General features: G+C 73.1%; 11 protein-coding genes. 5 read left to right on the top strand and 6 right to left on the bottom strand.

Going from position 1 to position 13,565, the window contains the following annotated elements; all coding sequences use genetic code 11:
* Positions 1-58: 58 nt before the first annotated feature.
* The 5 genes from AB0F98_RS24040 to AB0F98_RS24020 all read right to left on the bottom strand — a co-directional run bounded on the left by AB0F98_RS24040 (position 59) and on the right by AB0F98_RS24020 (position 6,781).
* Positions 59-1,957, bottom strand: coding sequence for an IucA/IucC family protein (locus tag AB0F98_RS24040; RefSeq protein WP_357739097.1), 1,899 nt, complete (start codon positions 1,955-1,957; stop codon positions 59-61).
* Positions 1,954-2,535 carry a GNAT family N-acetyltransferase gene (locus AB0F98_RS24035; protein WP_357739403.1) on the bottom strand — a complete coding sequence of 194 codons (582 nt, stop codon included), beginning with the start codon at positions 2,533-2,535 and terminating at the stop codon, positions 1,954-1,956. The genes AB0F98_RS24040 and AB0F98_RS24035 overlap by 4 nt, the downstream gene beginning before the upstream one ends.
* Before the next feature lie 74 nt (positions 2,536-2,609).
* Positions 2,610-3,905 carry a SidA/IucD/PvdA family monooxygenase gene (locus AB0F98_RS24030; protein ID WP_357739094.1) on the bottom strand — a complete coding sequence of 432 codons (1,296 nt, stop codon included), beginning with the start codon at positions 3,903-3,905 and terminating at the stop codon, positions 2,610-2,612.
* A gap of 36 nt (positions 3,906-3,941) precedes the next feature.
* Positions 3,942-5,552 carry an aspartate aminotransferase family protein gene (locus AB0F98_RS24025; protein ID WP_357739091.1) on the bottom strand — a complete coding sequence of 537 codons (1,611 nt, stop codon included), beginning with the start codon at positions 5,550-5,552 and terminating at the stop codon, positions 3,942-3,944.
* Positions 5,553-5,752: 200 nt separating this feature from the next.
* Positions 5,753-6,781 carry an ABC transporter substrate-binding protein gene (locus AB0F98_RS24020; RefSeq protein ID WP_357739088.1) on the bottom strand — a complete coding sequence of 343 codons (1,029 nt, stop codon included), beginning with the start codon at positions 6,779-6,781 and terminating at the stop codon, positions 5,753-5,755.
* Between the two features lie 209 nt (positions 6,782-6,990).
* On the opposite strand from AB0F98_RS24020, the gene AB0F98_RS24015 reads away from it, so the two are divergent.
* The 5 genes from AB0F98_RS24015 (at position 6,991) to AB0F98_RS23995 (ending at position 12,499) form a co-directional block, all read left to right on the top strand.
* Positions 6,991-7,950 carry an iron chelate uptake ABC transporter family permease subunit gene (locus AB0F98_RS24015; RefSeq protein WP_357739400.1) on the top strand — a complete coding sequence of 320 codons (960 nt, stop codon included), beginning with the start codon at positions 6,991-6,993 and terminating at the stop codon, positions 7,948-7,950.
* Positions 7,947-8,975, top strand: a complete 1,029-nt coding sequence (locus tag AB0F98_RS24010; protein WP_357739085.1) for an iron chelate uptake ABC transporter family permease subunit — start codon at positions 7,947-7,949, stop codon at positions 8,973-8,975. The genes AB0F98_RS24015 and AB0F98_RS24010 overlap by 4 nt, the downstream gene beginning before the upstream one ends.
* Positions 8,976-9,073: 98 nt before the next feature.
* Positions 9,074-9,862, top strand: coding sequence for an ABC transporter ATP-binding protein (locus AB0F98_RS24005; protein ID WP_357739397.1), 789 nt, complete (start codon positions 9,074-9,076; stop codon positions 9,860-9,862).
* The gene (locus AB0F98_RS24000; RefSeq protein WP_357739083.1) at positions 9,859-11,907 is read left to right on the top strand and encodes a penicillin acylase family protein; all 2,049 of its coding nucleotides are present in this window, start codon (positions 9,859-9,861) and stop codon (positions 11,905-11,907) included. The genes AB0F98_RS24005 and AB0F98_RS24000 overlap by 4 nt, the downstream gene beginning before the upstream one ends.
* Complete coding sequence (locus AB0F98_RS23995; RefSeq protein ID WP_357739080.1) at positions 11,897-12,499, top strand: GNAT family N-acetyltransferase; 603 nt, start codon at positions 11,897-11,899, stop codon at positions 12,497-12,499. Before AB0F98_RS24000 ends, AB0F98_RS23995 begins: the two co-directional genes overlap by 11 nt.
* Before the next feature lie 140 nt (positions 12,500-12,639).
* Here the strand turns inward: AB0F98_RS23995 and AB0F98_RS23990 are convergent, their stop codons facing one another.
* Positions 12,640-13,518 carry a S1 family peptidase gene (locus AB0F98_RS23990; protein ID WP_357739077.1) on the bottom strand — a complete coding sequence of 293 codons (879 nt, stop codon included), beginning with the start codon at positions 13,516-13,518 and terminating at the stop codon, positions 12,640-12,642.
* Between the last annotated feature and the right edge of the window lie 47 nt (positions 13,519-13,565).

Here is a 13,565-nt window from a genome sequence, read left to right as displayed (position 1 = left end):
GTCATTAGACGTGCCGTCGGGGTGCCCGGGCGACCCCGGACACCCCGGCGGCTCCGGCTCACCGGGCGGGCGTGTACGGTGCCAGCGGGTTGGCCAGCGTGCCGACGAGTTGCAGCGCCGCCGACGGGTCGGCGAGGTCGACCATCTGCTGGTTGTCGCGCAGCTGCAACCGGTTGAGGCAGGAGAGCGCGAACTCCGGGGCGAACAGGTCGTAGCGCTCGATCCGGTCGGCCAGGTGCGGAACGCTCGCCAGGTAGTCGGCGGCGCAGCCGGCTACCGTACGCCAGAAGCCCTCCTCGGTGAGCGTGCCGGTCTCGGCCAGCACCGCGCCCAGGTGCCGCAGGTAGCAGTCCAGCACGTCGGTGAAGATGGACAGCAGCCGCTCCTGCTCCGGCACGTCCGCCCGGATGCGTTCGACCGCCGGTGGCAGTGGTCGGTCGGGGCTCATCACCACGATCTCCTCGGCGATGTCCTTGAAGATCGCCCGCTCGACGGTGTCCTGGTCGTCGAGGACGAGGATCACGTTCTCGCCGTGCGGCATGAAGGCCAGGTCGTAGGCGTAGAACGCGTGCAGCAGCGGGGTCAGGTAGGCGTCCAGGTAGCGCCGCAGCCACGTCTCCGGCGCCAGGCCGGAACGGTCGATCAGCGCGGCGGCGAGGGAGCCGCCGTCGCGATCGACGTGCAGCAGCGAGGCCATGGTGGCCAGTCGCCGGCCCGGCCCGAGCTGCGGCACGGGACTCTCCCGCCACAGGGCGGCGAGCATCTTCCGGTACGGGGAGTGCCGGTCGGTGGCCGCCTCGTACTGCGGGTGCCGGTAGCCGACGGCGGCCCGCTCCCGCAGGACGGTGAGGCCGGTCGCGGTGAAGACCTCGTCGGAGGCGATCAGGTCGGCCAGCCAGTCGTTGATGGCCGGCGTCCCCGCCATGTACGTGGCCGACAACCCGCGCATGAACCCCATGTTGAGCACCGAGAGCGCGGTCTTGACGTAGTGCCGCGTCGGGTCGGTGAGGTTGAAGAAGGTCCGGATGGACTGCTGAGCGAGGTGTTCGTCGGCCCCGGGACCGAGCCAGACCAGGCGACGCTGCGCCACCTCGCCGGCGAAGGTGACGGCGATCCGGTTCTGCCACTGCCACGGGTGGACCGGGATCAGCAGGTAGTCGTCGAGATCCAGGCCGAGGCCGACCATGACGGCCTCGAACCGGGACAGCGTCTCCGCACCGAGTTCCCCGGCGATGAGGGTGTCGTAGTCGAGGTCCGCGCAGTGGCTGAACTGCGCGTGGTCCCGGTGCGCGGCGAGCCAGACCAGCCGGACCGGCCGGGCCGCCTCCGGGGCGTACCGGTGGTATTCGTCGATGCCGAAGCCGAGCCGGCCGTTGTTGGCCACGAAGCAGGGGTGGCCCTCGGTCATCGAGGTCTCGATGGTCTGGAAGTCGGCCGCCGCGAGTTCCTTGGCGGTCGTCGGCGGACGGTCCAGCTTGTAGGCGATACCGGCCAGCGTGGACGTGATCTCCTCCAGATACACCGGGAGGACCTGATCGGAGAGCCCGAGGGTCCCGCGCAGTTCGATGATCAGGTCGACCGCGTCCAGCGGCAACTCCTCGTCACCGCGATGCCGGGTGATGCTCTCCGCGTCGATCTGCCAGTGCTCGAGGGTGCGCAGGAGGGCGGCGAAGCGGTACGTCACGGTGTCGTCCTCGCTGCGCACCACGTACCAGCGCGGGGCGTCGCCGGCAGCGGCGGCGGGCGCGGCGGCGGGCGCGGCGGCGGCGGGCTCGACGGCGGGCGCGGCGGCGGCGGGCTCGACGGCGGCGGGCTCGGCGAGTGCGGGGGCGGTCGTCGGCTCCGGGGTGAGCAGCCGCTCGTGGGCGAACTCGGCGAGGGCCTTGCGCACCAGTAGCCGGTTGGCGCGGGCCCAGTGCGCGGGTGCGAGGTGGGCGACGGGGTCGAACACGGTCACGCCGAGGCTCCGTCCATGCTGGGCGCTCCGGTCGCGGAGACCGTGCCGGCGTCGAGGCCGGTGGCGCGGTGGAAGCCGGCGCGGGTGCAGATGCTCAACAGTGCGTCCTTCTCGGGTTTGGTGATGGTGCCGACGACCTGGAAGCCGACGGCGGCGTTCAGCGCGTGCACCGCGGTGTTGCGCACATCCGGCTCGACCACCACCCGTTCGGTCGACGGGTCGGCGAAGAGCCAGGCCAGCACCGTGGTGATCACCGCGCGGGTGAAGCCGTGCACGGGGGCGTCTGCCGGCGCGCAGAGGAAGTGCATGCCGACGTCACCGGGGCGTGCGTCGTACCGGCCGACGAGTTCGACACGCGCGGGGTCGTAGCGCTCGGCCAGGAAGGCGGGCCGGCCGCGCCAGTGGCCCAGGTACGCGTCGTGGTGCGGGTGCGCTGCGATGCGCCGGTACTCCTCGGCGACCCGAGCCACGTCGGCGTCCTGCATCAGCCAGAACACGGCCTTCGGATGGGTCACCCAGTGGTGCAGCAACGTGGCGTCCGCGTACGGATCGACCGGGCGCAGGGTGAACTCGCCCAACGAGGGGTCGAACCGGGTGAACTCGACGCCCCGCCGCGGCCGGAGGCCACCAGCCGTCGGCTCGTTCCGCCCGCTCACGGCGCCGATCCCGCCGGCGCGCCGAACTCCTGGAAGGTGATGCTCTTCTCGATCGGGTAGTGCTCCCGGCCGAGCAGCTCGCGGATGATCCACGAGTTGCGGTACGGACCCATGCCCAGGTCGGGCGAGGTCACACTGTGGGTGTGGGTGCCGCCGTTCTGGAGGAAGATCTCCCGGCCGGCGCGGTCGATGCTGTAGTTGCGGGCGACGTCGAAGCGTCCGTGCGCGTCCCAGCGGATCCGGTCCCGGACCGGTTCCAGGAAGCCCGGCGGCAGATAGCGGTAGCCGGTGGCCAGCACCAGCCCCTCCGTACGCAAGGTGAAGTCCCGCTCCTGCTCGACGTGCCGCAGCCCGAGGGTGTACGTGCCGGTGGCCGGTTCGTACGCGGCGCTCGCCAGCTCGGTGTTGGTGAGCAGCCGGGTGTTCACCGGCCCGGCCACGCTGCGCTCGTAGAGCAGGTCGAAGATCCCGTCGACGAGGTCCCCGCTGATGCCCTTGAACAGCCCCTTCTGCTCGGATTCCAACCGGTAGCGGATCGACTCGGGCAGGGCGTGAAAGTAGTCCACGTAGTCGGGTGAGGTCATCTCCAGGGTGAGCTTGGTGTACTCCAACGGAAAGAACCGGGGCGAGCGGGTGACCCAGTTCAGCTGGTAGCCGTACGTGTCGATGTCGCCGAGCAGGTCGTGGTAGATCTCCGCCGCGCTCTGCCCGCTGCCGATCACCGTGATGCTCCGTCTGGTCCGCAGCGCCGTGCGGTGCTCCAGGTAGCGGGAGGTGTGCACCGGGTCGCCGCCGAGCCCTTCGCACGCCTCCGGCAGGTACGGCGGGGTCCCGGTGCCGAGCACCAGGTGCCGCGCCCGGTAGGTGATCGTCTCCCCCGCGCCCACCCGGGCCCGCACCACGTACCGGCCGTCGGCCGGGTCGTACTCGACGGAGGTGACCTCGTGGTTGAACCGGAGGTTGGGCAGTTTCGCGGCGGCCCACCGGCAGTACGCGCTGTACTCGCTGCGCAGCGGGTAGAAGCTCTCCCGGATGTAGAACGGGTAGAGCCGGCCGGTCTCCTTCAGGTAGTTGAGGAACGAGAACGGCGAGGTGGGATCGGCGAGGGTGACCAGGTCGGCCAGGAACGGTGTCTGCAGGCGGGCCGAGGACAACAGCATGCCGGGGTGCCAGTCGACGCCCGGTCGGGCCTCCAGGAACACCCCGTCCAGTTCCGGAATCGGTGCGGTGAGGCAGGCCAGGCCCAGGTTGTACGGGCCGAGGCCGATGGCGATGAAATCGTGCGTGGACATGCGGCCCTCCCGGGCGGGTTCGCGAGCCTTCGGTGGTCAGCCGACCCGGCAGGCCAGGTCGGCGGTGCTCCGCTCGTGCACGTACCGGCCCGCGTGCTCGGCGATGAGCCGCAGCACGTGCCCGACGTCGTCGAGGGTGGTCTCGGGGTTGAGCAGGGTGAACTTGAGGAAGTGCCGGCCGTCCACGGTGGTGCTGGCGACCAGGGCGGCGCCGGAGGCGGCCAGCGCCTCCCGCGCGTACAGGTTCGCCGCGTCGGCGAGTCCCCGCCCCGGTCCCGTGGGCAGGTAGCGGAAGACGACGGTGCTCAGCGGTGACCTGGTCACCACCTCGAACCGGGGGTCCTCGCTGATCAGTTCCCAGGCGTCGGCGGCCCGGTCCACCACCTCGTCGAAGAGGTCACCGAGCAGGTCCGGTCCCATCACCCGCAGGGTCAGCCAGAGCTTGAGGGCGTCGAAACGCCGCGTGGTCTGCAGGCTCTTGTCCACCTGGTTGGGGATGCGCTGCTCGACCATGCGGGCCGGATTGAGGTAGTCGGCGTGGTAGGTGGCGTGCCGCAGCACGCGTCGGTCGCGTACCAGCACGGCGCTGGAGCTGACCGGCTGGAAGAAGGACTTGTGGTAGTCGACGGTCACCGAGTCGGCCCGCTCGATCCCGTCGAGCAGGTGCCGACGGGTGGGCGAGACCAGCAGCCCGCAGCCGTACGCCGCGTCGACGTGCAGCCAGACGCCGGTGGCGGCGCAGACCGCGGTGATCTCGTCGAGTGGGTCGATGGAGCCGAAGTCCGTGGTGCCGGCGGTGGCCACCACGGCCATCACCACCAGCCCGTCGCGCCGGCAGCGCTCGATCTCCCGCCGCAGCGCGGCGGGGATCATCCGCCGCTGCGCGTCGGTCGGGATGGTCAGTACCGCGTCCGGGGCCAGGCCGAGCAGGTTCGCCGACTTCTGCACGCTGAAGTGACCGGCCGTCGAGGTGAGCACCCGCAGCCGGGGCAGCAGGTCGGCCCGGGCCTCCCGGCCGCGCGCGGCCTGGCACGCCTCCTCCCGGGCCAGCAGCAGCGCCTGCAGGTTGGACTGGCTACCGCCGCTGGTGAACACCCCGTCGGCGGCGGGACCGAGGCCGATCCGCTCAGCCGTCCAGTCGATCAGGCGGCGCTCGATCAGCGTCGCCCCGATGCTCTGGTCCCAGGTGTCCAGGGAGGAGTTCACGGCGCTCAGCACCGCCTCGCCGAGCAGCGCCGGGATCACCACCGGGCAGTTCAGATGCGCCAGGTAGCGGGGATGGTGGAACCAGACCGCGTCGCGCAGGTAGACCTCGTCGAGTTCGTCGAGAGCGGCGGCGGTGTCGCCGAGCGGCCGGTCCAGGTCGATGCCGGCGACCCTGGGGGTCAGCTCACCCGGGGTCACCCCGGTGAACGGCCGCTCCACACCGACCACTCGCCGGGCCACCCGGTCGACACCACGGGTGAGAACCGTCCGATACCGCGCGGCCGTCCCGCCGTTGAACAGGTGCCTGCGGGCGGCGGTGGCGCCGGACCGGGCCTCGGCCGGTGAATCGGCCGGGGCCGCGGCGGAGGGGCCGGGCGGAGTCGGGGTGGGCGAACCGGGCGGGTTCTGGACGGCCTCGACGGTGTACGCCGGCAGACTCATTGGGAAGGTCCTCCACGCTCGTTGCGGACGGAGCGGATCTCGGGGCAGCCGGAACCCGCCGCCGTGGTCGGGCGGCCGGACGGCAGGGGGAAACGGCGTCGCGGACGACGTGCCGGACATGCGCGGCCGATGCCGCGCGAGATGTCAGGAAGGGGCCCCGCAGACAGCGGATCCGTCGGCGGGGGCCCGTCCTCGCCTCGTCAGCTCAGCTTCTTGGCGGCGCGGATGGTGCTGGCGAGGTTCTCCAGCAGCGGCGCGGCGCCGGCGTACGAGAAGCGTGGGACGGCGTCCCACGGCGCTACCTGGTCGGCCTTGACGGCGGGCAGCTGCGCCCAGGTCGGCTTGGCGGCCAGGTCCTTGGGCTGCAGCGCGGTGCTGCGGTTGTCCAGCAGGATCAGGTCGGCCGGGAACTTGCCGGCGTTCTCCCAGCTGAGCGCCTCGAAGTAGTCACCCGCTTCGAGCTTGGTGGGCACCACGATGTCGACCCCGAGCTCGGCGAAGTACATGAGGTCGGTGCTGACCTTCGGGTTGGAGACGTAGAACAGGTCCGGGCTGCCGGAGGCGGCCAGCACCCTGATGCCCGGGTTGGCCTTCACCGCCTGACGGACCGACTCGGCCGCCGCCTCGAAGCGCGCCTTGGCGTCGGTGACCTTCTTCGCGGACAGGTCCGCGCCGAGGGACTCGGCTAGCTGGGCGTAGCGCTCGATCGGCTTGGTCATCGGCACCCGAGCGGTGGTGACCGCCACGGTGGGCGCGAGTGGAAGGATCTTGTTCTTGCTCTCGTCCGGGACGTACCAGAGGGCGCCGGGGTCGTACATGTGGGTGACGAGCAGTTCGGGGCGGAGTGCGGCGTACTTCTCGACGCTGAACTCGCCCCAGACGTTGCCGAGGATCTCCACACTCTCCACATTCAGGTCGCCGGCTTGCGGGTCGATCGTGCCGTCGGCCCGCTTCGTCTCGCCGAACACCCCGACGATCTGCTTGTCGAGTCCGAAATCGACGAGCGCGGCGGCGGTGCCGGTGAAGGCCACGACCCGCGTCGGTCGGCTGTCGGCGGTCAGTTTCTCGCTCCGGTCGTCGGTGAACGTCCAGGGGCCACCACTGTTGGTGGACGGTTTCGCGGAGTCACCACCGTCGCCGCAGCCGGCCAGTAGGAGGCCGAAGGCGGCGGCCCCGCCGGCCAGCAGGCCGCGGCGGGAGAGGCGACGGGTGGACGTGGAATCGAGCATGGCGTCGTCTTTCGATCAGGGTCCAGGATGACCGTGGACAGCGCGGTTAGGTTAACCTAACCTAATTCGCTGTCAAGTCTCGTCCGGCGTTTCTCCCCCTACCGGAGCCCACACTGTCCGTTCTCCAGTCATCACCGTCCGGCGTCGCCGCGGCCGCCTCCCGACCGGCCCCACCGCGGCGCGGGCGCGCGAGCGTACGGGCCGTCGGCCTGGTCGGCGCCGTGGCGCTGCTCGCCGCCGTCGTCGTGCTCAGCATCACGGTGGGCGCGAAGCAACTGCCCCTCGCCGAGGTCTGGTCGGGCCTGCGGGATCCCGCCTCGGCCGAGTACGCGGTCGTCCACCAGATGCGTCTGCCGCGTACGCTGCTCGGCCTGCTCGCCGGCGCGGCCCTCGGCGTCGCCGGCGCGGTGATGCAGGCGCTCACCCGCAACCCGCTCGCCGACCCGGGTCTGCTCGGCATCAACTCGGGCGCCTCCGCCGCGGTGGCCACCGCCGCCGTGCTCGGCGTGACCGCGCTCAACGGATACGTGTGGTTCGCGCTGCTCGGCGCGGCGGCGGTGACCGCGCTGGTCTACGCCGTCGGAGGCGGGCGCGGCGCCACCCCGGCCCGGCTCGCGCTGGCCGGCGCGGCCCTCAACGCCGCGCTCTACTCGTACGTCAGCGCGGTGATGCTGCTCGACGCCGCCTCGCTGGACCGGCTGCGCTTCTGGACCGTCGGCTCGCTGGCCAGCGCCGATGCCGCGACGGTCACCCGGGTGGCGCCGTTCATCGGGGCGGGGCTGCTGGTCGCGCTCTCCACCGCCCGTCCACTCAACGCCCTCGCTCTCGGCGACGACGCGGCCCGGGCCCTCGGCGCGCGCCCGACGCTGATCCGGGCGGCCGTCATCACGGCCGTCACCCTGCTGTGCGGGGCGGCCACCGCCGCCTGCGGTCCGATCGTCTTCGTCGGCCTGCTCGTGCCGCACCTGGTCCGCGCGCTCACCGGGCCGGACCTGCGCTGGCTGCTGCCCTACTGCGCGGTGCTCTCACCGGTGCTGCTGCTCGGCGCGGACGTGCTGGGCCGGGTGCTCGGCCGCCCCGGAGAACTCCAGGTGGGGATGGTGACGGCCGTGCTCGGTGGGCCGCTCTTCCTCTGGCTGGTGCTGCGCAGGCGGGTGGCCCGACCGTGACCGTGCTGCGTACCCCGGGCGGATACTCGCTGCGGTTCCGTCCCCGCGCGCTCGCCGTCGGAGCCGGCTGTGTCCTGCTCGCCGCGGGTCTCGGCGTGCTGGCCATCGCCGGCGGCGACTACCCGATGACGCCCGCCGACGTGCTGCGCACCCTGCTCGGCGGCGGCACCCCGGCCGAGCGGTTCATCATCCACGAACTGCGGCTGCCGCGGCTGGTAACCGCGCTGCTGGTGGGCGCGGCCCTGGCGCTGGCCGGGGCGGTCTTCCAGTCGCTGGTGCGCAACCCGCTGGGCAGCCCCGACATGCTCGGTCTCACCCAGGGCGCGTCGACCGGCGCGCTGGTCGTGGTGGTGCTCGGCGGCAGCAGCCTCGCCCTCTCCGGCGCGGCGGTGGCCAGCGGCCTCGCCACCGGACTGCTCGTCTACCTCCTCACCTGGCGCAACGGCGTGCACGGCTACCGGCTGATCCTGGTCGGCATCGGCATCACCGCCATCCTCACCGGCGTCAACGGTTACCTGCTGACCCGGGCGCCACTGATGGACGCCGCCCGGGCGGTGCTCTGGCTCACCGGGAGCCTGGACGGGCGGGGCTGGTCCGAGGCGCTGCCGCTGCTGATCGTGCTGGCGATGCTCGGCCCGCTGGTGCTGCTCGGCTGCGGGCCGGCGCTGCGGATGCTGGAGATGGGCGACGACACCGCCGCGGCGCTCGGCGTCCCGGTGCGGCGGCTGCGGATGGCGCTGCTCGCCGCGGCGGTGCTGCTGGTGTCCTTCGCGGCGGCGGCCGCCGGGCCGGTGTCGTTCGTGGCGCTGACCGCTCCGCACCTGGCCCGGCGTCTCACCCGCTCGCCCGGGCCGAACCTGCTTCCCTCGATGTGTGTGGGCGCGGCACTGCTCGTGGCGGCCGATCTGGTGGCGCAACGGGCGTTCACCGGTCACCAGCTTCCGGCCGGCGTGATCACCGGCGCGATCGGCGGGACGTACCTGGTCTGGCTGCTGGCGATGCAACGACGGGCGGGCCGGCTGTGAGCCGGTCAGCGAGGGGCGGCGGAGCCGCCGGGAACACCAGCGACGAGAACGGAGCACCACCCATGCAGGCCGGCACCTCCAGGCTCCACGGCACCGGGATGACCCTCGCGTACGACCGGCGCACCATCGCCGAAGACCTGACCGTCGCCGTGCCGGACCACTCCTTCACCGTGGTGATCGGGCCCAACGCGTGCGGCAAGTCGACGGTGCTGCGGGCGCTGTCGCGGATGCTCAAGCCGACGAGCGGATCGGTGCTGCTCGACGGGGCGGACATCCACCGCCGGCCGGCCCGCCAGGTCGCCCGCACGCTCGGTCTGCTGCCGCAGTCCTCGATCGCGCCGGACGGCATCACGGTGGCCGAGCTGGTGGCCCGCGGCCGGTACCCGCACCAGGGCCTGCTGCGGCAGTGGTCACGCGAGGACGAACGGGTGGTCGAGGAGTCGATGACGGCCACCGGCGTCGCCGACCTCGCCGACCGGGTGGTGGACGAACTCTCCGGTGGGCAGCGCCAGCGGGTGTGGATCGCCATGGCGCTGGCCCAGCAGACACCACTGCTGCTGCTCGACGAGCCCACCACCTACCTCGACATCGCCCACCAGATCGAGATCCTCGACCTGTGCGCCCGGCTGCACGAGGAGCAGGGCCGGACCCTGGTCGCGGTGCTGCACGACCTGAACCACGCCGCCCGGTACGCCACCCACCTGATCGCGATGCGGGACGGTCGGGTCGTCGCCGCCGGACCGCCCGGCGAGGTGGTCACCGCGGAACTGGTCGCGGAGGTGTTCGGGCTGCCCTGCCGGGTGATCGAGGACCCGGAGAGCGGCACCCCGCTGGTCGTCCCCGCCGCCTGGCGTCCGGCCGCACGACCCGCCCCGGAGCCGGCGTGACCGCCCGGGTGTTCCGCGACGCCTGGGGCGTCCCGCACCTGCGGGCCGACGATGAACTGGCGCTCGTCGCGGCGCAGGGCCGGATGACCGCGTACGACCGGGCCTGGCAGCTGGAGGTGGAGCGGCACCGGGCCCAGGGCACCAGCGCGGCCTTCCTCGGCGTCGACGAGCTGGACTGGGATCGGTTCGTCCGGCGCGCGCGGCTGGCGGACACCGCCCGCCGCTGCCACGCCGCGTTGGATCCGGTCACCGCCGAATGGGTGGGCGCCTACGTCGACGGGGTCAACGACGGCCTGGCCGCCGGGGCGTCCCGGTCACCACAGTTCGCCGCCGTCGGGTTGCGGCCCGGCCGGTGGGAGCCGTGGACCCCGCTGGCCGTGTGGCTTTCCCACCACGTCCTGTTCGCCAACATGCCGATGAAGCTGTGGCGCGAGCACGTGGCCCGCCGGCTCGGCGAGCGGTGGATGACGCTCTTCGCGGCCGACGCCCCGGCCACCGCCGGCAGCAACGGCTGGCTGCTGGCCGGTGACCGCACCGCCGCCGGGGCGGCGCTGCTCGCCGGGGACCCGCACCGTTTCATCGAGGACCCCGGCGTGTACCAGCAGATCCGGCTGGCCTGCCCGGAGTACGACGTGGTCGGGCTCGCGGTGCCCGGCGTGCCCGGCATCGCGCACTTCGGACACACCGGCGAGGTCGCCTGGGCCATCACCAACGCGATGGCCGACTACCAGGATCTGTACGCGGAGCGGCTGCGCCGCCGCGGCACCGCCGTCGAGGCGTACGGACCGGACGGCTGGGAGCCCGCAGCGACGCACACGGAGACCGTCGAGGTGGCCGGCGGGAACCCGGTCGAGGTCGAGGTGATCGAGACCCCCCGGGGACCGGTGGTGATCGGCGGCCCGGACGACGCGACGGCGATCAGCCTCCGCCATCCGCCCCGGGTGCTGGCCGAGCTGGGCTTCGCCACGCTGCCGGCGCTGCTGCGAGCCCGGACCGTCGCCGACGTGGACGCCGCCGTCGACCGGTGGGTCGAGCCGGTCAACGTGCTCCAGGCGGCCGACACCTCCGGCGGGCTGCTGCACCGCGTCGCCGGAGCGGTGCCGGTGCGGCACCCGGCGAACCGGCTCCGGGTGGTCCCCGCCTGGTCGGCCGAGCACGCCTGGCAGGGCTGGTACGCGCCGATGCCGCGCGCCGAGGTGGACGGCCGCGCGGTGATGGCGAACGCGCGCGAGCTCGCCGCACCGCTCGGCGTCGAGTTCGCCCCGCCGTACCGGGCCGACCGGATCCGGGAACTGCTCGACGCGGGCGGCGACTGGACGGCCGAGGCGATGGGGACGGTCCACACGGACACGTACCTGGCCTCGGCGGGCCCCCTGATCGCCCGGCTGGCCCGGCTCACCGGGCTCGGTCCCGCCGCCACCGCCCTGCGTGACCGGTTGCTGGGCTGGGACCGCCGGATGGCCGCCGACAGCCGCGACGCCGCCGCGTACGCGCTGGTGCGGGCGGCGCTGGTGCGCCGGATCGCCGCCCACGAGGCGCTCGCCCCGCTCGCCGACCCACCGGCGTACCCGCAGGTGTTGCGGCCCTGGCTGGCGCTCACCCCGCGGGTGGGGCGAGCGATCGAAGCGGTGCTGGGCAGCGGGCTCCTGCCCGACGGCGATCCCGAGGCGCTGCTGCGCGCCGCCGTCGAGGAGGTGGCGGACGATGAACTGCCATGCTGGGGTGAGCTGCACCGGCTCACGCCGTGGCGGGCGCTGCCGGAGGTGGACGCCGATCCGGTGCCGGGCCTCGCCGGCGACCACGACTGTGTGCTCTCCACCTCGAGCGTGCCGGGACTCACCCACGGCTGCCTGCGGGGGCCCGCGGCGCGCTACGTCTGGGACCTCGGCGACCGCGACCGCAGTCGCTGGGTCGTGCCGTTCGGCGCCTGCGGGGTGCCCGGCGACGCGCACCACCACGACCAGACGCCGGCCTGGCTGGCCGGCGACCTGCTGCCCGTGACCACGGACTGGGAGCAGCTCACCGAGGAGCGAGATGACCACTGACCGGGACACCACCGCGACCGGCCTGCACCACTACGACCGCGACGTGGCCGGGTTCGGCCGGCTGACCGTCCGCCCGGTCGACCCGGACGGCGATGTCGACCTGCTGCACGGCTGGGTGACGCAGGAGCGGGCCCGGTTCTGGGGGATGCTGGACGCCGACCGCGAGCGGGTGCGGGAGATCTACGCCTACCTGGATTCGCTGACCACGCACCACGCCTACCTGGTGCACCGGGACGGGATGCCGGTGGCGCTGTTCCAGACGTACCAGCCGGAGGCCGACCCGGTCGGCGAGTGCTACCCGGTCCAGCCCGGCGACTTCGGCCTGCACCTGTTCGTCGGCCCGGCGGCCACGGCCGAGCCGGGATTCACCGGTGAGCTGCTCGGCGCGCTGCTCGACTTCGTCTGGGCCGACCCGAACCGGCGACGGCTGTTGGCCGAGCCGGACGCGCGCAACGAGAAGGCGATCGCCCGGCTGCTGCGGAGCGGCTTCCACCTCGGGCCGATCGTCGACAAGCCGGAGAAACGGGCCCGACTGCTCTTCCTCGACCGGCCGGTGGTCGCCGCGGACCAGCCCCCGGCCGACGATCGGTGACGGCCGGCGAGCCGGATTCGCACCCTACCTACCCGAGGACGCCAACCCGGCGGGCGGGCCGCCGCGGAGCGGCGGGCGGGCGTGGGTGACCGGACGCCGGCGGGCCGCGCCGTGCTGCCGCCCGCCGGTCGCCGGACCGGTCAGGGAATGCTCAGACCGTACGCGGCGAGGATCTCCCCGATCGGCTGGTAGTAGGTGGTGCCGCCGCTGGTGCAGTTGCCGCTGCCACCGGAGAGGATGCCGACGATCCGGCCGGTCGCGGCCACGTAGAGCGGGCCACCGCTGTCACCGGGCTCGGCGCAGGTGTTGGTGCGGATGAGGCCGTACACCACTCCCGTGGCGTAGTTGACCGTCTGGTTCAGACCGGTGACGGTTCCGCAGCGCACGCCGGTGGTCGAGCCGCTGCGGCATACCGCCAGGCCGATGGTGGCGGTGGCGGTGCCGGGTACGGAGAGCAGGCCCGGGTAGGTGTTCACAGCGCTGGGGCGCGGGATCGTGCCGGTGTAGCGCACCACGCCGTAGTCGTTGCCGGGAAAGCTGGTGCCCGCCCGGATCCCGAGCACCGTGGTGCCGGCGGCGTCCGCGTACCAGGTACCGGCCGCGTTGGTGCAGTGCCCGGCGGTGACGAAGTAGGAGGTACTGCCGCTGCGGACGTTCGCGCCGAGGGAGCAGCGCCCGCCGCCGCCGTAGATCGCGTCGCCGGCGGCGATCAGTGTGCTCAGCCGGCCGGACTCCCGGCGCAGGTCGGCCCCGGCCCGGGCCGCCGTGTCGCGCAGCGCCGCCAGGACGGGTCCGGTGACGGTGTCGTCGACGGTGAGAGCCATCCGTCCGGTGGCCGGGTCGAGCCCCCAGGCGGTGCCGGCGGTACGTACCTGCGCGAGCACCCGTGCCGCGGCCGTGGAGTCGGAGCGCGCGATCGCGTCGGCGGAGGCCGGTGCGGCGGGCTGCGCCTGCGCGGCGGTGGAGGCGCCGAGGAACAGCGTGGTCACGATGAGGGCGACGAGCGGAAGACGGGGCATCCGAGCCTCCGATTGGATCGGCAACTGTCGATGAACTCCCAGCATCC

Source organism: Micromonospora sp. NPDC023737 (assembly GCF_040639715.1).
Taxonomy (GTDB): Bacteria; Actinomycetota; Actinomycetes; order Mycobacteriales; family Micromonosporaceae; genus Micromonospora.
This window is presented reverse-complemented; position numbering and strand designations above follow the sequence as displayed.

Excerpts from the sequence above, each read along its gene's own strand:
- AB0F98_RS24020 (WP_357739088.1), bottom strand. The coding sequence starts at position 6,781 with ATGCTCGATTCCACGTCCACCCGTCGCCTCTCCCGCCGCGGCCTGCTG.
- AB0F98_RS23995 (WP_357739080.1), top strand. The coding sequence starts at position 11,897 with ATGACCACTGACCGGGACACCACCGCGACCGGCCTGCACCACTACGAC.
- AB0F98_RS23990 (WP_357739077.1), bottom strand. The coding sequence starts at position 13,518 with ATGCCCCGTCTTCCGCTCGTCGCCCTCATCGTGACCACGCTGTTCCTC.
- AB0F98_RS24030 (WP_357739094.1), bottom strand. The coding sequence starts at position 3,905 with ATGTCCACGCACGATTTCATCGCCATCGGCCTCGGCCCGTACAACCTG.
- AB0F98_RS24005 (WP_357739397.1), top strand. The coding sequence starts at position 9,074 with ATGACCCTCGCGTACGACCGGCGCACCATCGCCGAAGACCTGACCGTC.
- AB0F98_RS24025 (WP_357739091.1), bottom strand. The coding sequence starts at position 5,552 with ATGAGTCTGCCGGCGTACACCGTCGAGGCCGTCCAGAACCCGCCCGGT.